At 73.9% G+C, this 22995-nt stretch carries 26 protein-coding genes; 13 read left to right on the forward strand and 13 right to left on the reverse strand.

Annotated features, from left to right (window positions below; translation table 11 throughout):
• The first annotated feature begins 147 nt into the window (after positions 1-147).
• From ACQPZ4_RS30495 to ACQPZ4_RS30510, 4 genes are read left to right on the forward strand one after another with little or no spacing between them, the layout of a single operon-like run.
• A complete protein-coding gene (locus ACQPZ4_RS30495; RefSeq protein WP_433042862.1) occupies positions 148-1440 on the forward strand; it encodes a sensor histidine kinase in 1293 nt (430 codons plus the stop codon).
• A complete protein-coding gene (locus ACQPZ4_RS30500; protein ID WP_433042865.1) occupies positions 1437-2126 on the forward strand; it encodes a response regulator in 690 nt (229 codons plus the stop codon). The genes ACQPZ4_RS30495 and ACQPZ4_RS30500 overlap by 4 nt, the downstream gene beginning before the upstream one ends.
• Positions 2127-2142: 16 nt before the next feature.
• On the forward strand, positions 2143-2526 hold the full coding sequence (locus ACQPZ4_RS30505) for a BlaI/MecI/CopY family transcriptional regulator (protein WP_433042869.1): 384 nt from the start codon (positions 2143-2145) through the stop codon (positions 2524-2526).
• Positions 2523-3440 carry a M56 family metallopeptidase gene (locus ACQPZ4_RS30510; RefSeq protein WP_433042872.1) on the forward strand — a complete coding sequence of 306 codons (918 nt, stop codon included), beginning with the start codon at positions 2523-2525 and terminating at the stop codon, positions 3438-3440. Before ACQPZ4_RS30505 ends, ACQPZ4_RS30510 begins: the two co-directional genes overlap by 4 nt.
• 158 nt (positions 3441-3598) lie before the next feature.
• Here ACQPZ4_RS30510 and ACQPZ4_RS30515 read toward each other — a convergent pair whose 3' ends face one another.
• The gene (locus ACQPZ4_RS30515) at positions 3599-4291 is read right to left on the reverse strand and encodes a hypothetical protein (RefSeq protein ID WP_433042874.1); all 693 of its coding nucleotides are present in this window, start codon (positions 4289-4291) and stop codon (positions 3599-3601) included.
• Entirely contained in the window at positions 4288-4599 is a 312-nt protein-coding gene (locus ACQPZ4_RS30520) for a PadR family transcriptional regulator (protein WP_433042877.1), read from the reverse strand. The genes ACQPZ4_RS30515 and ACQPZ4_RS30520 overlap by 4 nt, the downstream gene beginning before the upstream one ends.
• A gap of 65 nt (positions 4600-4664) precedes the next feature.
• Here ACQPZ4_RS30520 and ACQPZ4_RS30525 point away from each other — a divergent pair, with 65 nt between their 5' ends.
• From ACQPZ4_RS30525 to ACQPZ4_RS30540, 4 genes are all read left to right on the forward strand, one after another.
• Entirely contained in the window at positions 4665-5540 is an 876-nt protein-coding gene (locus ACQPZ4_RS30525; protein ID WP_433042880.1) for a hypothetical protein, read from the forward strand.
• A complete protein-coding gene (locus ACQPZ4_RS30530; protein WP_433042883.1) occupies positions 5537-6253 on the forward strand; it encodes an ABC transporter ATP-binding protein in 717 nt (238 codons plus the stop codon). Before ACQPZ4_RS30525 ends, ACQPZ4_RS30530 begins: the two co-directional genes overlap by 4 nt.
• Entirely contained in the window at positions 6240-7052 is an 813-nt protein-coding gene (locus tag ACQPZ4_RS30535; RefSeq protein WP_433042886.1) for an ABC transporter permease subunit, read from the forward strand. Before ACQPZ4_RS30530 ends, ACQPZ4_RS30535 begins: the two co-directional genes overlap by 14 nt.
• A gap of 71 nt (positions 7053-7123) precedes the next feature.
• The gene (locus ACQPZ4_RS30540) at positions 7124-8110 is read left to right on the forward strand and encodes a lysylphosphatidylglycerol synthase transmembrane domain-containing protein (protein ID WP_433042889.1); all 987 of its coding nucleotides are present in this window, start codon (positions 7124-7126) and stop codon (positions 8108-8110) included.
• On the opposite strand, the gene ACQPZ4_RS30545 is transcribed toward ACQPZ4_RS30540, so the two are convergent.
• On the reverse strand, positions 8067-9206 hold the full coding sequence (locus ACQPZ4_RS30545; protein ID WP_433042892.1) for a glycosyltransferase 87 family protein: 1140 nt from the start codon (positions 9204-9206) through the stop codon (positions 8067-8069). The two genes, ACQPZ4_RS30540 and ACQPZ4_RS30545, sit on opposite strands and share 44 nt — an antisense overlap.
• An 86-nt stretch (positions 9207-9292) precedes the next feature.
• On the opposite strand from ACQPZ4_RS30545, the gene ACQPZ4_RS30550 reads away from it, so the two are divergent.
• Positions 9293-10078 (forward strand): COG4705 family protein, encoded by a 786-nt coding sequence (locus ACQPZ4_RS30550; protein ID WP_433042895.1) that lies wholly within the window; start codon positions 9293-9295, stop codon positions 10076-10078.
• Here ACQPZ4_RS30550 and ACQPZ4_RS30555 read toward each other — a convergent pair.
• The 3 genes from ACQPZ4_RS30555 to ACQPZ4_RS30565 are packed head-to-tail and all read right to left on the reverse strand — an operon-like array spanning position 10075 to position 13261.
• Positions 10075-10680 carry a DedA family protein gene (locus ACQPZ4_RS30555; RefSeq protein WP_433042898.1) on the reverse strand — a complete coding sequence of 202 codons (606 nt, stop codon included), beginning with the start codon at positions 10678-10680 and terminating at the stop codon, positions 10075-10077. The genes ACQPZ4_RS30550 and ACQPZ4_RS30555 overlap by 4 nt on opposite strands.
• Positions 10681-10703: 23 nt before the next feature.
• Entirely contained in the window at positions 10704-12386 is a 1683-nt protein-coding gene (efeO, locus tag ACQPZ4_RS30560; protein WP_433042901.1) for an iron uptake system protein EfeO, read from the reverse strand.
• 35 nt (positions 12387-12421) lie between these two features.
• The gene (locus tag ACQPZ4_RS30565) at positions 12422-13261 is read right to left on the reverse strand and encodes an alkaline phosphatase family protein (protein ID WP_433042904.1); all 840 of its coding nucleotides are present in this window, start codon (positions 13259-13261) and stop codon (positions 12422-12424) included.
• Positions 13262-13359: 98 nt separating this feature from the next.
• Between ACQPZ4_RS30565 and ACQPZ4_RS30570 the strand changes: the two genes are divergently transcribed.
• From ACQPZ4_RS30570 to galE, 3 genes are read left to right on the forward strand one after another with little or no spacing between them, the layout of a single operon-like run.
• Positions 13360-14370: an MGDG synthase family glycosyltransferase gene (locus ACQPZ4_RS30570; RefSeq protein ID WP_433042907.1), complete on the forward strand. Its 1011-nt coding sequence runs from the start codon at positions 13360-13362 to the stop codon at positions 14368-14370.
• On the forward strand, positions 14367-15065 hold the full coding sequence (locus ACQPZ4_RS30575; protein ID WP_433042909.1) for a polysaccharide deacetylase family protein: 699 nt from the start codon (positions 14367-14369) through the stop codon (positions 15063-15065). Before ACQPZ4_RS30570 ends, ACQPZ4_RS30575 begins: the two co-directional genes overlap by 4 nt.
• Positions 15062-15994, forward strand: coding sequence for a UDP-glucose 4-epimerase GalE (gene galE, locus ACQPZ4_RS30580; RefSeq protein ID WP_433042912.1), 933 nt, complete (start codon positions 15062-15064; stop codon positions 15992-15994). Before ACQPZ4_RS30575 ends, galE begins: the two co-directional genes overlap by 4 nt.
• 22 nt (positions 15995-16016) lie before the next feature.
• Here the strand turns inward: galE and ACQPZ4_RS30585 are convergent, their stop codons facing one another.
• The 6 genes from ACQPZ4_RS30585 to ACQPZ4_RS30610 all read right to left on the reverse strand — a co-directional run bounded on the left by ACQPZ4_RS30585 (position 16017) and on the right by ACQPZ4_RS30610 (position 21627).
• The gene (locus ACQPZ4_RS30585) at positions 16017-16478 is read right to left on the reverse strand and encodes a hypothetical protein (protein WP_433042915.1); all 462 of its coding nucleotides are present in this window, start codon (positions 16476-16478) and stop codon (positions 16017-16019) included.
• Positions 16475-16834, reverse strand: coding sequence for a hypothetical protein (locus tag ACQPZ4_RS30590; RefSeq protein WP_433042918.1), 360 nt, complete (start codon positions 16832-16834; stop codon positions 16475-16477). Before ACQPZ4_RS30590 ends, ACQPZ4_RS30585 begins: the two co-directional genes overlap by 4 nt.
• Positions 16831-17652, reverse strand: coding sequence for a prolipoprotein diacylglyceryl transferase (lgt, locus tag ACQPZ4_RS30595; RefSeq protein ID WP_433042921.1), 822 nt, complete (start codon positions 17650-17652; stop codon positions 16831-16833). Before lgt ends, ACQPZ4_RS30590 begins: the two co-directional genes overlap by 4 nt.
• A gap of 23 nt (positions 17653-17675) precedes the next feature.
• Positions 17676-18293: a DedA family protein gene (locus ACQPZ4_RS30600; RefSeq protein WP_433042923.1), complete on the reverse strand. Its 618-nt coding sequence runs from the start codon at positions 18291-18293 to the stop codon at positions 17676-17678.
• A 91-nt stretch (positions 18294-18384) separates the two neighbouring features.
• Positions 18385-19953 (reverse strand): methyl-accepting chemotaxis protein, encoded by a 1569-nt coding sequence (locus ACQPZ4_RS30605; protein WP_433042926.1) that lies wholly within the window; start codon positions 19951-19953, stop codon positions 18385-18387.
• Positions 19954-20172: 219 nt separating this feature from the next.
• Complete coding sequence (locus ACQPZ4_RS30610; RefSeq protein ID WP_433042929.1) at positions 20173-21627, reverse strand: S8 family serine peptidase; 1455 nt, start codon at positions 21625-21627, stop codon at positions 20173-20175.
• Positions 21628-21968: 341 nt separating this feature from the next.
• Between ACQPZ4_RS30610 and ACQPZ4_RS30615 the strand changes: the two genes are divergently transcribed.
• Complete coding sequence (locus ACQPZ4_RS30615) at positions 21969-22274, forward strand: hypothetical protein (protein WP_433042932.1); 306 nt, start codon at positions 21969-21971, stop codon at positions 22272-22274.
• Here ACQPZ4_RS30615 and ACQPZ4_RS30620 read toward each other — a convergent pair.
• Positions 22241-22948: a TVP38/TMEM64 family protein gene (locus ACQPZ4_RS30620; RefSeq protein WP_433042935.1), complete on the reverse strand. Its 708-nt coding sequence runs from the start codon at positions 22946-22948 to the stop codon at positions 22241-22243. The genes ACQPZ4_RS30615 and ACQPZ4_RS30620 overlap by 34 nt on opposite strands.
• Positions 22949-22995 lie beyond the last annotated feature (47 nt).

The following is a 22995-nucleotide window of genomic DNA, read 5'->3' on the forward strand; positions in this document are numbered from 1 at the left end:
TTCCCGCGCGTCGATCTGCGCGGTGACATCGACGGCCCGCTCGGCCCGGCGGGGCAGCGGGGTCCTCCCAGCGATGTACGACTCCCGGTCCGGCCGGGCCGCCCGGCGGACGATGTGGCCCGGGCCCGGCTTTGCCAGACTGGTCCGGTGAGCCTGGCGACCATCCGTGAACGGCTGCGCACCGGCGCCGTGACCCCGCCGGTGCTGTCGCGCTGGGCGATCGCCGCGGACGTCGTGCTCGCGGCGGCGCTGACCGGCGGGGCGTTCCTCGGCTTCGCCGCGCGGGTCGAGGGCGACCGCCTGATCCCCGGCCCGCCGGTGCCGCCGCCGGTGCCGCCCGGCTCGGCCGGCCCGCCCGGCGTGGTCGTGCCGTACTTCTCGGCCCTGCCCTGGCCGCAGACCCTGCTGTGGGGGACGGTGGTCGCGCTGGCGACGCTGCCGCTGGCGGCCAGGCGGCGCTACCCGCTCGCGGTGTTCTGGATCGTCCTGCTCGCCGTCCTGGCCTACCACCGCTCGCCCGGCTTCGGCGATCCGCTGTTCACGTTCACCGCCTGCGTGGTCGCCGCCTACAGCGCGGTGATGCACAGCCCCTTCCGCCTCCCCGCCGGCGTCAGCGTCCTGCTCGGCGGCATCGTCCTGGTGCTGCACCGGGCCAGCCTGCCGCTCGGCCAGCCGGCCCTGCTGCTGATCCTCATCCTCGTCCCGATCGGCCTGGCCGCGAACGCCGTGCACGGCATGCAGCAGCGGATGCGGCTGGCCGAGGCGCAGCGGGAGGCCGACGCGGCGCAGGCGGTCCAGCGCGAGCGGGCCCGCATCGCCCAGGAGCTGCACGACGTGGTCACCCACAACGTGAGCGTCATGGTGGTGCAGGCCGTCGCCGCCCGGCGGGTGCTCAAGGTCGCGCCGGACAAGGCCGACGAGGCCCTGTTCGCGATCGAGACCGGCGGCCGGGCGGCGATGAACGAGCTGCGGCACGTGATGGGCCTGCTGACGATGCAGGACGAGCCCGGGCCGGACGCACTCGACGCCGAGCCGGAGGTCGAGCCGCCGTCGCCCGGGCTGGACCAGATCCCGGAGCTGGTCGCCCGGGTCCGCGCCGCCGGCACGCCCGTCGAGCTCACCGTCGGCGGCGACCCGCGGCCCCTGCCGGCCGGGATCGGCCTGGCCGTGTACCGCGTCGTGCAGGAGGCGCTGACGAACGCCATGAAGCACGCGGCCGGCGCCCGGGTCGACGTCGTCGTCGAACAGGAGGCGGCGGCGGTGCGGGCCGAGATCACCGACAGCGGCGGGACATCCGGGCCGTCGTCGCCGGCGGGCACCGGCCGCGGGCTCGTCGGGCTGCGGGAGCGGCTCGCCGTGTACGGCGGCACCCTCGAGCACGGCCCGCTGGACGCCGGCGGCTACCGGGTGCGGGCGGCGATCCCGCTGGAGGTCCCGTGACGTCGCCCGAGTCGCTGCGGGTCGTGATCGCCGACGACCAGGCGCTGGTCCGCACGGGCTTCGCGATGATCCTCGGCGCCGACGGCATCGAGGTCGTCGCCGAGGCGGCCGACGGCGGCGAGGCCGTCGACGCGGTGCGGCGCACCCGCCCCGATGTGGTCCTGATGGACGTGCGGATGCCGGGCATGGACGGCCTGGAGGCGACCCGGCGCATTCTCGCCGACCACCCGCCGTCCAGCCCGCAGCCGCCCCGGGTCCTGATCCTCACGACGTTCGACCTCGACCGGTACGTGTACGCGGCGCTCAGCGCGGGCGCGAGCGGGTTTCTGCTCAAGGACGCCAGCGCCGACCGGCTCGTCGCGGCGGTGCGCACCGTCCGCGCCGGCGATGCGCTGCTGGCCCCGAGCGTCACCCGCCGGCTGGTGGAGCGGTTCGCCCGGCACCAGGAGGGCTCGGCGCTGCACCGCGACCTGTCGACGCTGACGCCGCGGGAGCTGGACATCCTCCGGCTGATCGCCCGCGGCCTGTCCAACACCGAGCTGGCGGCGCAGCTGCACATCGGCGAGACGACCGTGAAGACGCACGTCACCCGGGTGCTGTCCAAGCTGGGCCTGCGCGACCGGGCGCAGGCGATCATCGCCGCGTACGAGACCGGCCTGGTCGTGCCGGGCTCCGGTCCCAGGTGAGCGGTACCCTGGCGGGATGAGCACGGAACGGCGGGCCTGGGGTTCGCTCGAGTCGGACGTCATGGCGCTGCTGTGGGCCGCCGGCGACCCGCTCTCGCCGGCGCAGGTGCAGCAGCGGCTCGACCGGGACCTCGCGTACAACACCGTGCAGACGATCCTCACCCGCCTGCTGGAGAAGGGCCAGGTGCGCCGGCGGGTGAACCTCAACGGCGGGCGCGGCCACGAGTACTTCCCGGCCGAGGACCAGGCGGCCGCGGCGGCCAAGCGGATGCGGGCCGTGCTCGACGGGCCCAGCGACCGCCGGGCGGTGCTGCGGCAGTTCACCGCCGACCTCGAACCGGCCGACGCCGAGCTGCTGCGGGCGTTGCTGCGCGACTCCGACGGGGAGACACCGGCGTGACGTGGCTCGTCCACGTGCCGATCCTGCTGCCGGTACTGCTCCTGCCGGTCGCCCTCCACCCGCTCGCCCGGCGGGCCACCCGGTCCGCCCGACCCGAACGGGCCGCGCGCGCCCTCGCCGCCGGGGCCGTGGTCACCGCCCTCTCCAGCGCGGTGTGCCTCGTCCTGGTGGTGGCGACACTGCTCGACGACATTCCGGCCATCGAGCGGTACGGCCACCTGTCCGTCGCCCAGGGCCGCACCCTGCCGGAGCCGGTCCCCGACCCGATCGCGATGGTCGCGGCCGTCCTGCTGCTCTGGATCGGGCGGCGGGTGCTGACCAGCCTGCGCGCGCGGCTGGCCGTCGCCCGGGAGCTGCATGCCGCCGGCCCGCCGCACGACGGGCTGGTCGTGGCCGACTGGGACAGCCCGCGCGCGGTCGCCGTGCCGCCGGGCCGCGGACGGCGGGGCCACGTGCTGGTGACGAGCGGCCTGCTGCGCATGCTCGACGGGCCGGAGCGGGCCGCGGTGCTCGCGCACGAGCGGGCGCACCTGCGGCACCGGCACGACCGCACGGCGGCGCTCGCGGCGATGGCGACCGCGCTCAACCCGCTGCTGCGGCCGGTCGAGACCGCGGTGGGGCTGCTGGTGGAGCGCAGCGCGGACGAGGACGCGGCCCGCACGGTCGAGGACCGGCGGCTCGTGGCGCAGACGATCGCGAAGGTGGCCCTGGCCGCGCACCGCCCGGCGGCGGCGCTCGGCTTCGACGGCTCCAGCACCGTGCGGCGGGTGGAGGCCCTGGTCCGGCCCGCTCCCCGGCGCGGCGGCCCGACCGTACCGGGCTCGATGGCGGTGGCCGGACTCTCGCTCGCGGTGACGATCGCCGCGGTGGCCGAGTTCATCGCGCTGCTGCAGGCCTGGCTCCCGACCGGCTGACCTCGGCCCACGGTCGGCGCGCAGATCCGAGCCGGTGTGCAGCTCAGCGCACGGTGGGCGGGCGGGTCCTGGCCGGTGTGAGGCTCAGCGCGCGGCGGGCGGGGCCTGGCCGGGGTGGGGCTCAGCGCGCGGCGGGCGGGGCCTGGCCGGGGTGGGGCTCAGCGCGCGGCGGCGCGCAGGTCCTGGCCGGTGTGCAGGGCGACGAGGGCCAGCAGGGCCAGGGCCGCGGTCGTGAGCAGTGCCCCGCCGAGCATGCTCTGGCCGGCCGCGAGGGCCGTGCCCGCGCCGACGAGCAGCAGGGCGGCCCGCAGCCGGCGGCGGCTCGGAGCGGTGCCGATGCGCAGGAGCCGGGCGGCCAGCGCGCACAGCCGCAGCGCGACGAACGCGAGCGTGGCCCAGTAGTACGCGAGCAGCGCGACGCCCAGCGCGCCGGCCGGGTGCTCGACCAGCCCGCTGTTGGCCAGCAGCACCATGGCGGCCCCGGCCAGCGCCGGCGCGGCCAGCGTGCGCAGGGTCACCGCGACGGTCCGGCCGAACGGCGCCAGCGGCGCGGCGAGCAGCGCGCCGGCGACGATCGGGGCCAGCCACCAGACGGCGATCGGCGCGGACGCCCGCAGCAGCAGCGCGACGGCGGCGGTGACGGCGAACAGCGCGGCCGCGAGCACCCGGCGGGTCTGCCCGGCGGCGGTCTCCGGCCAGTCGCTCGGGTGCAGCCACAGCCGTGCCGCCCCGGCGATCGCGTCGGCCCACGAGCGCACGCCGCGCTCGGCGATCTCCCGGCCGAGCTCGTCGCCCCACCGGTCGCGGACCGCCGGCGGGTACAGCGCGACGATGACCTCCGGCGCGCTCACGCCGATTCCACCCCCAGCGCCCGCAGCCCCGCCCTGGCCACGCGGGCGAGCTGTTCGAGCTCGGCGCGCAGCGCGGCGCGGCCGGCCTCGGTGATGCGCATGGTGCGCTGCCGGTCCTGGGCGTCGGCGTCGGCGGCGACCGGCTCGATCAGCCCGCGGCCCTCCAGCCGGGTGAGCGCCCCGTAGAGGCTGCCGGGGCCGAGCCGCCGCCCGGTGAGCTCCTCGATCGCGGTGTTGATCGCGTACCCGTGCCGCGGGCCGTCCGCGAGCACGGTGAGCACGACCATCTGGGCGTCGGTGCTGTGCATGGCCCAACTGTACTCCACGCCGCGTAGTACTTGCCGCGTAGTACGAGGCGCGTACTATGGCGGCCATGAAGCTCCTCGCGATCTGGGCGGTGCTGGCGGTCGGGGCCGTGTTCGAGGTGGCGGCCTACGTCGCCAAGCAGCACACGGTCAGCCCCTGGCGGGACGACCCGTATGACGTGGTGGTGTCGTTCGCGCTGCCGGCGGTACCGATGCTGGCTCTGGCTCTTGTGCTTCGGCTGCCGGCCTGGCGAGCTCCCGGCGGCCCCGACCGGGCCCGGCAGACCGCGCGGGCGGCCGGGGCGCTGCTAGCCGTCGTCTGGCTCACGGTGGGCACGGCCTGGTCCGCCGTCGCCGTCCGCGCACCGGTCCCCGCGCCGTTCGTCGCCGGTCTGGCGGGGATCTCGGTGCTGAGCCTCGGCGGTACCGTCGCATGGTTCGTGACGAGACCACCGCGCGGCGCGGGCCGGGGCTGGCGGCACGACTGGCTCGGCGACCTGCCGCTGGTCAACCGGTGGTTCCCGGGGCTGGCCGGACGGGTCAGGGCGCACGCGACCGGGGTGTTCGCGGCGCTGAGCCTGCTCGCCGCGGCCGGGCTCATCGGCGCCCAGGCGGTCGGCGAGCGCTGGACCGACCCGCTGCTCATCGGCTGGGCGTTCCTCGTGGAGGCCACCTCGATGTTCGCCTTCTGTGTCGTCGCCAACGCGGTCGCCGGGTTCGTCGCCCGGCCGGAGCGCTCCCGGGCCGCCCGCGTCACCGAGGCCGCGGTGCTGGCCGGCACCGCCGGGCTGGTGCTGATGACCGCGTTCCGGGATCCACTGTGGACGGCGGTGACGGGCGCCCCGGTGGCCGCGGTGCCGACCCTCGTCGCGCTCACGGCCGGCGCGGGCCTGGCCGCGGCGGCGATCGCGGCGGCGGTCCTGCTGAGCCGGACCGCCGCATGATCCGCGTCGACGCGCTGACGAAGCGCTACGGCGGCCGCACCGCCGTCGACGAGCTCAGCTTCGCGGTCGAGCCCGGGCAGGTCTGCGCGCTGCTCGGGCCGAACGGGGCCGGCAAGACCTCCACCATGCGGGTGCTGGTCGGCCTGTCCAAACCGAGCGCGGGCCGGGTCGGCATCCTCGGCGAGCCGGTCGGGCTCGGCGCCGCCGTGCTGTCCCGCGTCGGCGTCCTCATCGACGGCCCGGCGTTCGTGCCGCACCGCAGCGGCCTGGCCAACCTGCGCCTGCTGTGGTCGGCGACCCGGCGCGCGTGGCCACCGCCCGCGCTCGACGAGGCGCTGGCGCTCGCCGGGCTGGGCGAGCACCTCGGGCGCGCGGTGCGGCGGTACTCGATGGGCATGCGGCAACGCCTCGCGCTCGCCCAGGCGCTGATGCGCGACCCGGAGGTGCTCGTCCTCGACGAGCCCGCGAACGGACTGGACCCGGCCGAGGTCCGGGCGCTGCGCGAGCACCTCGCCGCCCGGGCCCGCTGCGGCGGGACGGTGCTGGTGTCGAGCCATCAGCTCGCCGAGGTGCAGCAGGTCGCCACGCACGCCGTGGTCATCGACCGCGGCCGGCTCGCCGCCGCGGGCCCGCTCGCCGAGCTGCTCGGCGGGCGCTCGCTCGAGGACGTCTTCCTGGCCATCACCGAAGGGACCGCCGATGCTGCGGGTTGAGCTCGCCACCCAGATCCTCCGGCTGCGCACCGTCGTCGCGCTCGGCTGCCTGGCCGCCCTGCCCGTCGTCGCCGGGCTGGCCACCGCCTCGTCGGCCGGCAGGCGGCTGGAGGGGCAGGACGGGCTGTTCGGGGCCGCCCCGTACTCGGCGCTGAACCACGCCATGGCGAGCCTCGAGTTCGCCGGCCCGCTGCTGCTGCCGATCGTGGTGGCGCTGCTCGGCGCGGCCATCGGCTCGGCCGACCGGGACTGGGGCATCCTGCGGTACCTCTACGTGGCCCCGGTCACCCGCGGCCGCCTGCTGGCCGGCAAGCTCGCCGCCGTCGTGGTGGCCACCGCCGCCGCGGTCGCCTCCGTCGCGGTCGCCGGCGTGCTGACCGGGCTGGCCGTCTTCGGCTGGCACCCGTTCCACGTCCTCGGCGGCGCGAACCTGTCCGCCGCCGCCACGCTCGGGCGCGTGGCGGCCGCGTGCGGCTACCTGACGCTGTGCATGCTCAGCATCGGCGCGCTCGCCTTCGCCCTCGGGCTGCTGCTGCCGCGCGGGGCGGAGGCGGTCGCGGTCGCCATCGGCTTCGTCGTCGTGGCCAGCATCCTCAACGGCCAGGCGGCGCAGCGCGGCGGCCTGCTGCACGCCGTCGCGGTCGCGCTGCCCGTGCACTACTGGCAGCAGTGGCCCGCGCTGTTCACCCCGTCCGCCGCGGCCCACCTGGGTCCGGGGATCGCGGTCCAGGCCGCCGCCGTCGCCGTGTGCGCCGGGGCCGCCGTGCTCGTCCTGCACCGGCGCGACCCGGCCGCCTGAGGCCGTTCTCTTACGCAGTTCTTAATCGGCGTTCGGCAGACTTCTTAACACCCGAGCCGAAGGTGTACTGCGTGAGACGCTACTGGCGAACCGCGTTGCTCGTCGCAGGTGTCGTGGTGGCCGCGCTGGAGCTGCGCGGCCACCTCCCGTCGCTGTCGGAGACGTGGCTGGCGCTGCGCACCGCCGGGCCGGGCTGGCTCGCGGCCGCCGCCGGGCTGGCCGTGGTGGCGATGGTCGCGTTCTCGGAGCAGCAGCGCCACCTGCTCGCCGCGTTCGCGGTGCGGATGGGCGCCGGGGCCTCGCTCGGGCTCACCTACACCCGCTCGGCGATGGCGGCGGCGCTGCCGGCCGGGTCGGCGGTCTCGGCCGGGTACGCGTTCGGCCGCTTCCGCGCCCACGGCGCCCCGCGCGCGGTCGCCGCCGCCGTGATGCTGCTGTCCGGGGCGGCGTCCCTCGCCGGGCTCGCGCTGCTCTATGTGGGCAATGTGCTCATGCTCGCGCGCCCGTCCGTCGCCACGCTCGGCGTCGCCGGGTGCGCGATCGTGCTCGGATCGCTCATCGGGCTGCACGCTCGCGCAGTCCGGCGCACGGTCGTCGCGCCCGCCCCGATCGAAGGTACGAGCCGGATCGCGCGAATGCGCGCGACGCTTCGCCAGACGCTCACGCTCGCGGGAACCGTGCCGACCGGCCGCTGGCTGCTCGTCATCGCGATGGCCGTGCTCAACTGGCTCGCCGACGTCGTCTGCCTCATCTGCACCGTCCGCGCGGCCGGGCTGGACGTGCCGGTCACGACGATCGCGACCGGGTACCTCGTGGCCCAGCTCATCCGCCAGATCCCGATCACCCCGGGCGGCATCGGCGTCATCGAGGCGAGCCTGCTGGTCGCCCTCACCGCGGCCGGTGCACCGGTGGCCCCGGCCGCGGCGGCGATCCTGCTGTACCGGATCCTGTCCTGCTGGATGGACCTGCCGATCGGCCTGGCCTGCTGGCGCGCCTCCAAGAGCCCGGCACCGATCACGAGTGCTCCAGGGACCGTGCACGCCATCCATGCAGCGTGACCGGTGGACGGGCGCGGTCGAAGGGGACCAGCAGGACGGTACAAGCGGAAACGAACAACGCGACGAGCGCCCATCCGTGCAGCAGGTCGGGCATCGGAATCCAGCGGGCGATGAACAGGCCCACGCACGCCGACATCGTCCACCACGGCAGCGCGTGCCGGGCCCCCGCGAAGTCCCAGATGATCGTGCCGACCACGACGCCGGCGATGTAGTACTTGTTGCCGCCCGGCTCCAGCACCAGCCGCGACGCGACCGTCAGCAGCGGGATCGCCTGCCACCGCCCGCGCCACACGGCCAGGGCGCCGAGGGCCAGCGCGAGCACCAGCTGCGCCGGGCGGTCCCACGGCGGCGTGTACGGGTCGTTGATGCCGAGCGCGTGCAGCGCCGACGCCGGGTGGTTCTGGATGGCGAAGCGCAGCGCGTTGCTCGTACCCGGATCGCCCACGAAGAACGGCACCCACGCGACGGCCACGGCCACGCCCAGCACGACGAAGGCCGCGAGCCGCCGCCGCCACCCGGGGACCAGGAGCAGCAGCGCCGCGAACCCGATCGCCCACGGCTTCGCGTCGGTGGCCAGGCCGAGCAGCAGCCCGGTGAGCCACCCGTGCCCCGCCCGCGCGGCGCGCAGGGCGGCGACGGAGAGCAGCAGCGCGAGGACGTCGTCGAGGTGCGCGACGCCGACGGCGAGGAACATCCAGACCGGCATGAAGTACGCCGCCGCGAGGGCCAGCCACGCGTCGTCGCGCTCCCACCGGGGCACCAGCCCGCGCACCAGCCACAGCAGCAACAGTCCGGCGGCGGCGCTGAGGATCTGCCAGCCGAGCATCGCCACCAGCCCGCCGGCCGGCAGCAGCGGCAGGACGGCCAGGAAGCTCAGCGGCCCGATCTGCAGGATCGGCGCGGCGGCGTAGACGTGCAGGCCGCCGCGCACGGGATCGTCGGCGTCGGCGAGGGCCGAGGCGCCCTGCAGGAAGTAGTGCCACGACGAGCCGCCGCGGATGACCATGATGCCGAACCACACGGCCGCCCAGGCGAGCACGAGGTAGGCGGCCGTACGCGGCGACGGTGGACGCAGGCGGTGCAGGCGTTCGAGCATCGCCGCACGCTAGGCGCGGCAGTCTGAGGGCGCGCTGAAACCCGTCTTTCAGCGAGACTTCAGGCCCCGGCGGTGACGATGCCGTCATGCACCCGAGAGCATCCGCGCTGGTCCGCGTCGCGAGCAAGGTTCCGGAAGTGACCGTCTTCTTCTGGGTCATCAAGGTGCTCGCCACCACCGTCGGCGAGACCGCGGCCGACCTGCTGAACTTCAACCTGGGGCTGGGCCTGGGCGGCACCACGCTCGCCATGTTCGCCGTGCTGGCCGGCGCGCTCGGGCTGCAGTACCGCGCGCCGTACTACATCCCGTGGCGCTACTGGCTCGTCGTCGTCCTCGTCAGCATCGCCGGCACCCTGATCACCGACAACCTGACGGATTCGTTCGGCGTGCCGCTCGAGGTGACCACGGCCGGGTTCGCGGTGGCGCTGGCGGTCGTGTTCGTCTGGTGGTACCGCAGCGAGCGCACCCTGTCCATCCACTCCATCACGACCCGGCGCCGCGAGACGTTCTACTGGGCCGCGATCCTGTTCACCTTCGCGCTCGGCACCGCCGCCGGCGACCTGCTCGCCGAGCGCCTCGGCCTCGGCTACCTGCTGTCGGCCGCGCTGTTCGCGACGGTCATCGCGTTCATCGGCCTGTTCTACGGGCTGCGCGTGTTCGGCGGAGTGTTCGCGTTCTGGGCCGCCTACGTGCTCACCCGGCCACTCGGTGCCTCGCTCGGCGACTGGGTCGCGCAGCCCTCCGACTCCGGCGGCCTGAACCTCGGCACGGTCGGCCCGAGCGCCGTCTGCCTCCTGGCGGTGGTCGTCCTGGTGGCGTACCTGACGCTGTCCCGCCGCGACGAGATCCTCGACGACGGCTTCGGGGCCTAACGCCGGCGCGCCCGGGCGCGCAGCAGCTCGACGGCGATCGGCACCACCGACACCACCACGATCCCGATCAGGATGAGCTCGATGTTGTCGCGCACGAACGCGATCTGGCCCAGGAAATAGCCGAGGATCGTCACCCCGCAGGACCACAGGACACCACCGATCACGTTGTACGTCACGAAGGTGCGATAGTGCATGCCACTCGCACCGGCGACCACCGGGGTGAACGTGCGCACGATCGGCACGAAGCGCGCGAGCACGATCGAACGCGCACCGTAGCGCTCGAAGAACTCCCGCGCCTTGTCCAGATGTGCGCGCTTGAACAACCGCGCATCCGGCCGCCGGAACAGCGCCGGCCCGACGCGCCGGCCGAGGATGTACCCGACCTGATCCCCGGCGACGGCGGCGAGCGACACGAGCAGGCACACGAGCCACAGCGGCTGGTGCAGATAGGTCCCGGCGGCCACGAGCAGCCCGGTGGTGAACAGCAGGGAGTCACCGGGCAGGAAGAACCCGATCAGCAGTCCGGACTCGGCGAACACGATCGCGAGGATGCCGATCAGGCCGAACGTCGAGATGAGGTACTCCGGGGCGAGCCAGTGCATGCAACACCAATCGTGAGAGGGGTTCAGCGATGTGCGACGGCGGCCGGGACCGCGCTCACCGGTTCGGCGAGCGCGTTGACGACGGCCGACAGGCGCTGGATCTGGGCCGGCTGGAGGGTGTCGTACCGCACGAAGCCGTCGCCCTGCCGGTACTGGGCGAGCTCGGCGTCCACGGCGGCGAACCGGTCGTCGAGGTGGGCGTCGTGGGCGGGCTTGAGGGCGGCGATCGCGGCCCGGCAGCCCTCGGCGTTCGCGGCGAAGTCCCACAGGTCGGTGTGCGAGTAGCGGTCCTCCTCGCCGGTGACCTTCTTCGTCGCGACCTCGTCGAGGAGGCTCTTGGCCCCGTTGGCGATCTCCAGCGCGGTGAGCGCGATCCCGTTCAGGCGGGTGCGCAGCTCGGTGACGTCGGCGAGCAGCTGGTCCGCGACGCCGGCCACGGCGGCCAGGTCACCGCCGTTCCACAGCTGCTGCTCGATGCGGTGGTACCCGGTCCAGGCGGCGCCGGGGTCGAGGTCGCCGTCGCGCGCGTCGATCTTCGGGTCGAGGTCGCCGAAGGACTCCGCGACGGTCTCGATCCGCTCGTACGGCGTGCGGGCGGGCGCGTACAACGCCTGCGCCCCGGCCCGGTCTCCGGACTTCACGGCGGCCACGAACGCGGTCGTCCGCTCCAGGAACGCGGCGGCCTGCTGGCGCACGTAGTCCTGGTACGTCGCGGCGGCCGCGGCGAGCGCGGGGTCGGCGGAGGGGGCACTGGAGGTACCGTTGCCGGGGCCTGCGACAACGAACTCGGCGCGGATTCCGGTGCCCGTCATGCCCGGCCGGCACGACGTGGTGTAGGTGCCGGCGGGCAGGTCGACGTGCAGGGTGCGGCTCACGCCGGGGGCGATGTTCTCGACCTCGCCGACGATGCGGTCGCCGGCCGCGTACACGTAGAACTCGGTGACCTTTCCGCCCTGGTTGTGCACGTCGAACACGCGGGCGCCGGCGGAGGCGCGGCCGGCGCTGAGGCGGCACTCGGTGTCGGTGGCCGTGACGGTGATCTGGCCGGGGTCGGCCGCCGGCGCCGCCGTGCCGCAGGCCGAGGCGAGCGCCGCGACGACCGCCAGCAGCGCGATCGCCTGCGCGCGGGGCCGGGACGTGGGGTGCGCGGGGCGGAAGTAGACCGACACCATGATCATCGTGAACGCGAGCGTGGAGCCGAGCTCGAGCGCGCCCGCCCGCGGGTCCGCGCGCACCAGGCCGTGCACGCCGTGGTGCAGCAGCAGCGCCGCCAGCGGGATCAGCAGCGCGCCGGTCCAGGTGAGGAAGCGGCGGGGGTCGGTGCCGGCGGTGGCCGTGACGGCCACCCAGCCGGCGACGGCCGCGGCGGCCGCCGCGGCGACGGAGGCGACGCTCGCCCCCGCGCTCAGCGTCGCGAGGAAGGCGACCACGGCCACCGCCCAGCCGCTGACCCGCGGCGTGCGCACGGTGCCGCCCATCCAGAGGATCAGCAGGACGGTGCCCGCCACGGCGGCGAGCGCGGCGATCGTCTCGAACAGCCATGGCTGCCGCCCGCCCGCGTCGATCCAGGCCGCCGTCGTCGCCGGGATCGCGGCGAGCACGCCGTACCCGACCGGCAGGAGCCGATCGCGGCGCCCCGTCTTGCTCAGGAACGCCAGGAGGATCACGACGACGAGCGGGCCGGCGAAGTACACGGCGGCAACCAACCTCCGACACGTTGTAGGTCATGTTCGATGGGACATTACCCAGCCATTCCTGAAAGAACCTTGAATGGTGTCGCCCGGGCCGCCGCACCGAGCGGCGGGAGCCCGTAGAGGTCCTCGATGGTGCGCAGGATCGCGTAGTGGTCGATCCGCTCGGCGCGGTCCCCCGGCGTCACGCCGGCCCCGGCGACCAGGGTCGGGATGTGGTTGCCGTCGGTGCGGTCGTCCTCGTCGAAGGTGAGGATCAGCAGGCTGTTGTGCCGCTCGGCCCAGTCCGCGTACGAGCCGAGCGTGCGCCAGAGCCACACGTCGGCGTCGCCCTTCGGGCAGTCGTGCATGTCGTGGCACAGGTCCGGCACGACGAACGCGACCGTGGGCAGCCGGTCCCAGCTCGCCGGCAGGTCGGACAGCGGGCGGTTCAGGCTCGGCGGGACGCTGGCGAAGTCGGCCCAGGGGTTGTGCCGGCGCACGTAGGTGCCGCTCGAGCAGCCGGTGTACCCGGCGTGCGGCAGCGCCTCGGCGTAGCCCGTGAAGGTCAGGCCGGCGTCGAGCAGCTGGCGGCCGAGGTTCGGGGCGTCGAAGGTGCCGCGCAGGCACCTGTTGTCGGTGACGCCCTGGGTCGAGCCGGAGAACAGCGCCAGGTAGTTGGGCTGGCTCGGGTGCGTCTCGCCGTACGCGTTGACGAAGTTGGCGCCCCGCCGGGCCAGCGCCGAGATGTACGGCGTCCTGGGATGCCCGATGACCGCGTCGTACCGCTTGTTCTCCATGACCACGACGACGACGTGATCCGGGCGCGGAGCGGGCGGCGTGGCGGCCAGGGCCACCGGGGCGGCGAGCACGGGCAGGGCGGCCGCGAGCAGCACAGTGGTAAATCGCATACCTACATCTTGTAGGGGTCTACGCAAATCGGATGAATCGGACACGCCGAAATCGTGTTCAGGCTTCTTTCAGGGGTCTTCTCCCTACCATTCCCGCCATGAATGCACGCATCGTGGTGATCTCCGCGAGCTTCGGATCCGGGCACGACGGCGTGGCCGCCGAGCTGACCCGGCGCCTGACGTCGCACGGCCGCGACGTCGAGCGCCACGACTTCGTCGACCTGGTGCCGGGCCGCCTCGGCCGGGTGCTGCGCGAGGGGTACCACCGCCAGCTCACCGCCGCCCCGCGCACCTGGGGCTGGCTGCTCGCCGCGGCCGGCGCCGGCTCGGGCGCCGCGGCCCGGCTGACCGCCCTCGCCGACCAGGCCCTCCTCGACGCCATCGGCACCGGGGCGGAGGCCGTCGTGTCCACCTACCCGCTCGCGAGCCAGGCCCTCGGCCGGCTCCGCGCGCAGGGCCGCCTCGCCGCGCCGGTGTGCACGTACCTCACCGACCTGTCGGTCCATCCGCTGTGGGTCCACCGCGGCGTCGACGTCCACATCGGACTGCACGACGACGCCGCCCGCCAGGCCAAGGAGCTCGGCGCGGCCGACGTCCGGGTCACCGCGCCGGCCGTCGGGCCCGGCTTCACCCCCGCGCCCCGGCCGGACGGCCGCCCGCGCGCGCTCATCGTCGCCGGGGCCTGGGGCGTCGGCCAGATCGAACGCGCGGCCGCCGACATCGCCGCCACCGGCGCGGCGGTGCCGGTCGTGGTCTGCGGCCGCAACGAGCAGCTGCGCGCCCGCGTCCGGCGGCAGGGTCACGCGATCGCGCTCGGCTGGGTCGACGACATGCCCGCCCTCATGCGCACCTGCCACGTCGTGGTCCAGAACGCCGGCGGCCTCTCGTCCCTCGAGGCGCTCACCGCCGGCCGGCCCGTGCTCACGTATCGCTGCATCCCGGGTCATGGCCGTACCAATGCCGAGGTTCTGGACCGGATCGGCTGGGTGCCCTGGATCCGCGACCGCGCCGGCCTCGCCGCCGGCCTGCGCCACGCCCTGACCGATCCCCCGCGCTTCGCGCCCGCCCCGGCGCAGCCCGAGGACGTCCTGCTGGAGCTGACCGCATGAACGACACCGTGGCGTTCGCCGCCACCCTCGTCCCGCCGCTGACCGCCATCACCCCGCTGCGCCGCGCCTACATGCCGCGGCTCGCCGGCGTCGGCCGCCCCGGCCACATCGCGCTCACCTTCGACGACGGCCCCGACCGCCGCTCGACCCCGCACATCCTGCGCATCCTCGCCGAGTACGACGTCCGCGCCACCTTCTTCGTGCTCGGCACCATGCTCGCCGAGGACCCGGAGCTGGGCCGCGAGCTCGTGGACGCCGGCCACGAGGTCGCCGTGCACGGCTGGCACCACCGCTGCCTGCTGCGCCGCGGCCCGCTCGCGACCGACCTGGACATCGCCCGGGCCACGATGCTCGTGGACACCGTCACCGGACGGGCGCCGCGGTGGTACCGCCCGCCGTACGGCGTGTTCACCCTCGCCGCCCTGCGCGCCTGCCGCCGCCTGGGCCTGACCCCGGTGCTCTGGACGGCGTGGGGCCGCGACTGGGAGGCGGGCGCCACCCCGCACTCGATCGTGCGGACGGTCACGCGGCGGCTGACGGGCGGCGGCACGGTACTGCTGCACGACACCGACGTCACCTCCGCCCCCGGCTCCTGGCTGCGCACCGCCGGCGCCCTCCCCACGCTGCTCGACTGGGCCCAGCTGCGCGGCTACACGGTCGGCCCGCTCGCCGAGCACCTCGAGGTGCCGCGATGACCTGGCTCGTCACCGGCGGCGCCGGCTACATCGGCGCCCACGTCGCCACCGCCCTGCAGTCCGCCGGCGAGCCCGTCGTGATCCTCGACGACCTCTCGACCGGCGACCCGGCCCGCGTCCCGCAGGGCGTCCCGTTCCTGCTCGGTGACGCCGGCGACCCCGCCACGATCCGCGAAACCCTGCACCGCCACCGGATCACGGGCGTCATGCACCTGGCCGGCAGCAAGTCCGTGCCGGAGTCGTTCCAGAAGCCGCTGTGGTACCGCCGGCAGAACGTCACGGTCGTCGAGAACGTCCTCGACGCGATGGCCGAGGCCGGCGTCACCAGGCTCGTCTTCTCCTCCTCCGCCGCCGTCTACGGCACCCCGTCCACGCCCGCCGTCGCCGAGGACGCCCCGGCCCGCCCCCTCAACCCGTACGGCGAGAGCAAACTCGACGCCGAACGCGCGGTCGCCAACTCCCCCGGCGTCTCCTGGATCGCCCTGCGCTACTTCAACGCCATCGGCGCCGGCGCGGCCCATTTGCAGGACCACGGCACCACGAACCTGCTCCCCCTGGTCTTCCAGGCCACCCGCACCGGCGAACCGCTCACGGTCACCGGCACCGACCTGCCGACCCCGGACGGCACCGCGATCCGCGACTACGTCCACGTCACCGACATCGCCGCCGCCCACCTGACCGCCGCGGCCGCCGTCACCTCGGGCCGCCGCTCCCGCGTCTACAACGCCGGCACCGGCACCGGCCACTCCGTGCTCGACGTCATCCACGCCGTGGAACGCGTCACCGGCACTCCGGTGCCGTGGCGCGCCGGCCCGCCCCGCCCCGGCGACCCGTCCACCGTGGTCGCCGACGTGACCCGGATCGCGACGGAACTCGGCTGGAAGGCCGGCCACACCCTCGACGACGCCGTCCGCTCAGCCTGCTCGTGACCCACCCGCGGCCGTTCCGGACTCACCGCTCAGGTCGGGCTTTCGTCGATCGGAGCCATGCGTGGAGGCGCCAGGGCCGAGTCAGGACGAGGCCGGCCACGGACATCGCCGCGAAGCCCGCGAGGAACTCGCGGTACGGGCCCCAGTTCCCGGTGTGGTCCAGCGGGTAGATCAGCCCGGGGCTGCCGACGTCGCGGGCCGGCAGGGTCTCGCCGGCCTTCGCACCCTTGGCCAGCCCGCCGACCAGCCGCTGCCGGGCACGGACCACGGAGCCGTCGTCGCTGACGAAGTCGCCGTACCACGCGCAGCGCTGTCTCGGCGGCTCCCACCGGTCGCACGGGGCGAACTCGGTCAGCGTGAAAGTGCCGGTGCGGCCACCGCCGTGGGCCGCGCGCCATGACGGAACGAGCGCCGCCAGCATGCCGAGCGTCCCGATCAGCCCCACCACCAGCAGGGCGGTCCCCGCGAGGAGCGCGCGCCTCATCCGCGGACCAGCGCGGATTCCCAAGGCTCCAGATCGTCCTTGTACCGCCGGCTCGCCGTGAACGTCCGGCCGCCCACCGGCACGTGCAGTTCCGCGAAGCGCCACGGCCGGCGCGAGATCGTCAGCCGTGCGGTCCGCTCGAACATCGACGCCACGAAGTGTGCGACGTCCGAGCGCGCGATGCCGTCGAACGTGTACTCCGCGCACACGATCTGCACATCGGGATGCTCGGGCGAGGCGATGACGATGAGGGCCGGGTCGTCGTCGCGGTACGAGACGGTCGTGAACGTGCTGCCGTTCTCGAGCGGACGCGTATCGATCCGCGCATCGGGGTACCGGACCAGGATGTCGTTCACGACGCGCCGGCCCGTTCCTTTGTGTGCGTTCGGCTCCACCACAGGGCGCCCACGGCGGCGGCGAACACGATCGCGCTCGTGAAGGTGTTCAGGCGAACACCGAACACGTGGTTGACCGTGTCCACCCGGAGCAGTTCCACCCAGAACCGGCCGACGGTGTACGCCGCGATGCACAGCGCCAGCGCCTGCCCGTTGCGCAGCGCGAAGCGGCGCTCGGCCCACAGGACCAGGGCGGCGACGCCGAGGCACCACAGGGCCTCGTACAGGAACGTCGGGTGGTACAGCGCGATGTCCGGCGTCGCGGCGGGCCGGTGCTCCGGATCGATGCGCAGCGCCCACGGCAGGTTGGTCGGGCGGCCGTACAGTTCCTGGTTGAAGTAGTTGCCGAGCCGGCCGATCGCCTCCGCGACAACGAGGCCCGGGGCGGCGGCGTCGGCGAAGGCGGCCAGGGAGATGCCGCGGCGCCGGCAGCCGATCCAGGCGCCCACCGCGCCGAGCGCGATCGCGCCCCAGATGCCGAGGCCGCCCTCCCAGACGTACAGCGCGCGGACGGGATTGCGGCCGTCGGCGAAGTACAACTCGGGGTCGGTCACAACGTGATAGATCCGGCCGCCGAGGATGCCGAAGGGGACGGCCCACATGGCCACGTCGACGATGTCGTCGCGGCGCCCGCCGGACGCGACCCAGCGGCGGGTGGTCAGGGCGACGGCGACGACAATGCCGGCGATGATGCACAGCGCGTAGGCGCGGATCGGCAGCGGGCCGAGGTGCCACACGCCGCGGGCCGGGCTCGGGATCGCGGCCAGGAACGACGTCATGGCATCCAAGCCTGGCACAGCGCTCACGCGCGGGTCGAGCGGGTCTTTGCTCGGGCGCGCAGCAGCTCGATCGCGATCGGCACGACCGACAGCACGACGATGCCGATGAGGATCAGCTCGATGTGGTCACGCACGAACGCGATCTGCCCCAGGAAGTAGCCGAGCGTCGTCACCCCGCACGACCACAGGACCCCGCCGATCACGTTGTACAGCACGAACGTCCGATAATGCATCCCGCTCGCCCCGGCCACGATCGGGGTGAACGTGCGCACGATCGGCACGAAACGCGCGAGCACGATCGAACGCGCACCGTACTTGTCGAAGAACTCCTGCGCCTTGGTCAGGTTCGACTGTTTGAACAGGCGCGCATCCGGCCGGCGGAACAGCGCCGGGCCGACGCGCCGGCCGAACAGGTAGCCGAACTGGTCCCCGGCGATCGCGGCGACCGTGACCAGCAGGCACACCAGCCACAGCGGTTGCGTCAGGTACTTGTCCGAGGCGACCAGGAGTCCGGTCGTGAACAACAGCGAGTCACCGGGCAGGAAGAACCCGATCAGCAGGCCGGACTCGGCGAACACGATCGCGAGGATGCCGATCAGGCCGAACGTCGAGATGAGGTACTCCGGATCGAGCCAGTGCATGCTTCGCCAATCGCCTCGGAGACGCTCCTACAACTTGTAGGCCACTACCCAAGGTAGCGACCGAACCTGAAGGGAAGCTGTACGAGCGCCGTCAGTAGGTGAACCGGGCGACCATGCCGTTGAGCCGGCCCGCGAGCCCGGCCAGGTCGTCGGCCGCGCGCTGGCTGGAGCGGGCCGACTCCGAGGTCGCCGTGGTCACCGCGGCGACGGCCGAGAAGCTCGCGTGGACATCGCCGGCGCCGCGGGCCGCGTCGTTGATCGAGCGGGTCATCTCGTTCGTGGTCGCCGACTGCTGCTCGACCGCGGCCGCGATGGTGTGGCTGAACTCGGTCAGCTGCCCGATCACCTCCTCGATGCGGTGCATCGCCGCGCTCGCCCCGTCGCTGCCGGTCTGGATGGCGCCGATGCGGCGGGTGATGTCGTCGGTCGCGCGGGCGGTCTCCTGGGCCAGGTCCTTCACCTCGCTCGCCACGACCGCGAAGCCCTTGCCGGCATCGCCCGCCCGGGCCGCCTCGATCGTGGCGTTGAGCGCGAGCAGGTTCGTCTGCTCGGCGATCGAGGTGATCAGCCGGACCACCTCGCCGATCTGCGCGCTGGCCTGCCCGAGCGTCTCCAGCTGCGCGGCGGTGGAGCGGGTGATCTCCAGCGACTGGTTGGCCACCGCCGCCGCGCGCGAGGACGTGCTCGCGATCTCCTGGATCGACACGGTCATCTGCTCGGCCCCGGCCGCGACCGACTGCACGTTCGTGTTCACCTCGTCGGCGGCGTACGCGGCCTGGGACGCCTTGCCCGAGGCCTCGTCGGCGCCGAGGTTGAGGTCGCCGCTCACCTTCGACAGCTCGCCGGCGGAGGTCGTGAGCAGTTCCGCGGTACCGGCGAGGTCCTGCACGGTTGCGCGAACGGACGCCATCGCGGTGTCCAGTTCGCGCCCCATCCGGCCGAACTCGTCGTTCGTGGCCAGGTTCGCGGTCGCGGTCAGGTCGCCGCGGGCCAGCGCCGTGATCGTGTCGCGCAGCCGGTGCACCCGCCGGGTGGTCTGCCGCGTCATCGTCAGCCCGGCCGCGACCATGCCGGCCAGCAGCACCATCACGCCGGCGACGATGCTCGTCTTGGTGCGGGTCTCGGCCGAGTTCGCGGCCTTCGCGCGCGCCGCGAGCAGTCCGGACTCCTCGGTGTACATCGCGCTCGTGAGCGTGCGGATCTGGTCCATCACCGCCTTGCCGGCGTTGGTGAGCACCACCTTCTGCGCGGCGTCGAAGCCCTGGGCCCGGCGCAGGTCGACGGTCTGCTTGAGCTCGCCGAGCTTCTGGGTGATCAGCGGGGCGAGCTGGTCGAGGCGCTGCTGCTGCCCGGCGTTGTCCGCCGTGAGCGTGCGCAGGGCCTGCTGCTCACTTGCGAGGTCGGTCAGCGCCTGGGTGTACGGCGCGAGGTAGTCGTCCTCGCCCGTGATCACGAACCCGCGCTGCCCGGTCTCGGCGTCCTTGAGGCTCGAGTTGAGCGCCTCGACGCGGCCGAGCACCTGATAGGTGTGCTGCACCATGCTCGTGTTCGTCACCAGCGAGTCCACGGACAGGTACGCCACCGTGCACACCGCCCCGAACACCACCGCGATGCCGACGAAGATGACCGCGAGCTTCCGCCCGATCGTCGCTCCCGCCATGCCGCCGCAACTCCCTCACACCCGAAAACGTCGCACAGTGTGTGCAGTACTTCGCGCTGTGTCATACGTCTCTTCGGGTCGCGGACCGCTCGTGTGAGCGTTTTGGCAAACGAGCGCCGGGCCGTTGCCGGCCCGGCGCTCGTTTTTCGTTCAGTTCCAGCGCTCGTCTTCTGTTCAGTTCCAGCGCTCGTTTTGTTCAGTTCGAGCGCTCGTTTTGGTTCAGTTCCAGTACGCGGTCGACCAGTCGTCGCTCGACCAGTAGTGACCCGACCAGTAGTGGCCGTTCCACGTGCGGCCGGACCAGTAGTGACCCTCCCAGTCGGGGTCGGTCCAGGACGTGGCCCCGGTCCAGGGCTTGCCCGACCAGGTGCCGGCGGCCCAGGTCTTCGAGGCCCACGAGGAGCCGGTCCAGCCGTCGCCGGCCAGGCGGTAGCCCATCCAGGTGCCGCCGGACCACGCCGTCACGTTGGCGCTCTTCGGGGCCCAGGCGGCGGAGCTGAACGGCCCCCAGACGGTGTTGTCGCCGCTGAGCGCCACGTTGTCGCGGACCACCCGGCTGGCGCCGCGGGCGTCGTCGAGCTTGCCGTTGCCGGTGGAGCGGTTCCAGCCGCTGGCCCACAGGCTCTGCGAGGCGAGCGCGCCGTTGAGGTTGAGCTCCTTGATGTTGCGCTGCATGGCCAGGCCCGACACGAACGTCGAGGACTGGGTCAGCACGGTCTTGACCTGGTCCGGCGTCAGCGTCGGCCGGGCCTGCAGCAGCAGCGCGATCGCGGCCGAGGTGACCGCCGCCGACTGCGAGCTGCCGCTGCCGCGCAGCAGCGTCGAACCGACCTTGGCCGACGGGTACGACAGGTCGACGTTCGAGCCCGGGACGGCCAGCGAGACGATCGACTCGCCGGGAACCAGCAGGTCGACGCTGCGGTTGCTGCCGCCGATGGTCGCGAATGAGGCGAAGTCGTCGTCGGTCGCGCTCGCCGTGCCCTTGGTGGTGCCGGCGGCGACGGCGATGACCGCCGGGTCGCTGGCCGGGTCGCTCACCACGATGTCGCTGTTGCCGTCGTTGCCGGCCGCGGCCACGACGACGATACCGTTGAGCCAGGCCTGCTCGACCGCGTACTGCACCGGGTCACTCCACGAATAGGGAGTGCCGCCCGTGCCGTACGACAGGTTGATGATCCGGATCGGGTTCGACGGGTCGTCGTTCTTGTGCGCGACCACCCAGTCGACCGCCGCGATCATCTGCGACACGTCGACGGCCCCGTTGGACGTGCCGACCTTGATCGAGGTGAGCTTGGCCTTCGGCGCGATGCCGACGGTGCCGGTCGCGGTGTCGTTGCCGACGATGATGCCGGCCATGTGCGTGCCGTGCCCGTACGTGTCCAGGTAGCGCAGATCCGGGTCCTGCGACTCGAAGGACAGGTCGGGCCCGTTGACGATCTGGGAAGCCGGCAACCCGGCCACGGGCGCGACGCCGGTGTCGATGAGCGCGACCCCGACGCCGGCGCCGGTCAACCCGGCCGCCGCGCCCGTGGACGCGTTGATGGCCTGGCGAACCGCCGCCAGGGTGGTGCCGGTACTGGTGCTGCTGCTGCCGAGCCAGGCGCTCGTCGCCCAGCCACCGTTGCCGACGGCGTGCTGTACAGGTCCTGCGGCCGCGCCGACTCCGGCGACCACGGCAGCCGCGGCCGTGAGGGCCGCAGCGATTCGGCGTCCTGCCGCCGCCCGCCGCCGCAAAGCAGATCTAGGCATGGGGTACTCCGTTCCCGCCGGCGAACTCCTCACCGGCGCGAGATCAACGATGACCGGCCGCGCCCGCGAAATCACGCCCCGTGACCCGGTTCCGGCCACCTGGCCGCCCGGTCCGCCCAACCACCCGACGCGATGTCATCCGGCACCCGTCACCCTGCACCCGGCCTGCACCACTCCTGCTCGCACACGGCAACGACCATGAGGTCCACCGCACCCGACCGGCGGCGAAATCGCTCTGCCCGCGCAACCGCCACTCGGGTCATGGCGTGTCGCTCATGGTGCTGGAGGAACTGGACGAGGACCTGCCGCCGTCGTTCACCCGGCACCCGGACGCCCGACGGGCCGGCTTCCACGCCGAGCGCGACCGGCTGACCGCCCTCGTCACGGCCCGGCTCGGCGCTGCGGAGATGGTGCTGACCGCCGCGAGCGACCGCTACCGGGCGGTGTGGCGCCGCGGCGACCGGGCGCTGCTGGTGGAGACCATGGACGACATCGCCTCCTACTCCGAGTACGACGTGCTCGGCCTGCGGCTGCGGCCCTACGGCCCGCCGCTCACCGACCTGACCGACTGACCACCGGCGGGATCGCCGTCGGCTCGGGCGCCGGCCCGGCGGCGGCGGTAGCGCTCGCCGAGCAGCCCGCCGACGGTGAGCAGCACCAGCGTGGCCAAGGCGGCCCACATCGGCCAGGCGCCGGGCTGCCAGCCGTAGGCGCCCACCGTCACATACGCCGTGGTCGCCGGCAGGATACCCAGCGCGGTCCCGGCGATGAAGTCGCGCAGCCGGACCGAGGTGAGCCCGGCGACGTAGTTGACCGCGGTGAACGGCACGATCGGGATCAGCCGGGCGACGAGCACCGTGCGGAAGCCGCGGCGGCCCGTGAGCAGCGGGTCGAGCCGGTCGAGGCGGCCGCCGGTGAGCCAGCGCACGGTGTCCCGGCCGAGCAAACGGCCGAGGTAGAACGCGGCGACGGCGCCCAGCATCGCCCCGGCCACGACGACCACGAGGCCCGGCACCAGCCCGAACAGCGCGCCGGCGGCGAGGGTGAAGACGGTCTTCGGCAGCGGGGAGAGCGACACCGCCGCGTACAGGGCGCTGAAGGCCACCGGCGCCCACCAGCCCAGCGCCTCCACCTGACCGCGCAGCTGCTGCTGGTCGGGAACCCCGACGAGCAGCGCGGCGGCGACCACCAGCGCCACCAGCGCGAGGAGGCCGGCCGCGCGCAGCAGCCGGGCGCGAAGACTCATGATCCCCATCGTGCCCTGCCGCCCCACCGCCGGCACGGCGACACCGG

The sequence above is a fragment of the Dactylosporangium sp. CS-033363 genome, from assembly GCF_050942475.1.
Classification (GTDB): domain Bacteria; phylum Actinomycetota; class Actinomycetes; order Mycobacteriales; family Micromonosporaceae; genus Dactylosporangium.

Bases quoted from the DNA above. Each gene is read 5' to 3' on its own strand.
- ACQPZ4_RS30620 (WP_433042935.1), bottom strand. From the start codon at position 22,948: ATGAGTCTTCGCGCCCGGCTGCTGCGCGCGGCCGGCCTCCTCGCGCTG.
- ACQPZ4_RS30520 (WP_433042877.1), bottom strand. From the start codon at position 4,599: ATGCACAGCACCGACGCCCAGATGGTCGTGCTCACCGTGCTCGCGGAC.
- ACQPZ4_RS30545 (WP_433042892.1), bottom strand. From the start codon at position 9,206: ATGCTCGAACGCCTGCACCGCCTGCGTCCACCGTCGCCGCGTACGGCC.
- ACQPZ4_RS30600 (WP_433042923.1), bottom strand. From the start codon at position 18,293: ATGCACTGGCTCGATCCGGAGTACCTCATCTCGACGTTCGGCCTGATC.
- ACQPZ4_RS30550 (WP_433042895.1), top strand. From the start codon at position 9,293: ATGCACCCGAGAGCATCCGCGCTGGTCCGCGTCGCGAGCAAGGTTCCG.
- ACQPZ4_RS30555 (WP_433042898.1), bottom strand. From the start codon at position 10,680: ATGCACTGGCTCGCCCCGGAGTACCTCATCTCGACGTTCGGCCTGATC.
- ACQPZ4_RS30505 (WP_433042869.1), top strand. From the start codon at position 2,143: ATGAGCACGGAACGGCGGGCCTGGGGTTCGCTCGAGTCGGACGTCATG.
- ACQPZ4_RS30525 (WP_433042880.1), top strand. From the start codon at position 4,665: ATGAAGCTCCTCGCGATCTGGGCGGTGCTGGCGGTCGGGGCCGTGTTC.
- ACQPZ4_RS30565 (WP_433042904.1), bottom strand. From the start codon at position 13,261: ATGCGATTTACCACTGTGCTGCTCGCGGCCGCCCTGCCCGTGCTCGCC.
- lgt (WP_433042921.1), bottom strand. From the start codon at position 17,652: ATGACGTCGTTCCTGGCCGCGATCCCGAGCCCGGCCCGCGGCGTGTGG.
- ACQPZ4_RS30605 (WP_433042926.1), bottom strand. From the start codon at position 19,953: ATGGCGGGAGCGACGATCGGGCGGAAGCTCGCGGTCATCTTCGTCGGC.
- ACQPZ4_RS30570 (WP_433042907.1), top strand. From the start codon at position 13,360: ATGAATGCACGCATCGTGGTGATCTCCGCGAGCTTCGGATCCGGGCAC.
- galE (WP_433042912.1), top strand. From the start codon at position 15,062: ATGACCTGGCTCGTCACCGGCGGCGCCGGCTACATCGGCGCCCACGTC.
- ACQPZ4_RS30575 (WP_433042909.1), top strand. From the start codon at position 14,367: ATGAACGACACCGTGGCGTTCGCCGCCACCCTCGTCCCGCCGCTGACC.
- ACQPZ4_RS30530 (WP_433042883.1), top strand. From the start codon at position 5,537: ATGATCCGCGTCGACGCGCTGACGAAGCGCTACGGCGGCCGCACCGCC.
- ACQPZ4_RS30585 (WP_433042915.1), bottom strand. From the start codon at position 16,478: ATGAGGCGCGCGCTCCTCGCGGGGACCGCCCTGCTGGTGGTGGGGCTG.
- ACQPZ4_RS30535 (WP_433042886.1), top strand. From the start codon at position 6,240: ATGCTGCGGGTTGAGCTCGCCACCCAGATCCTCCGGCTGCGCACCGTC.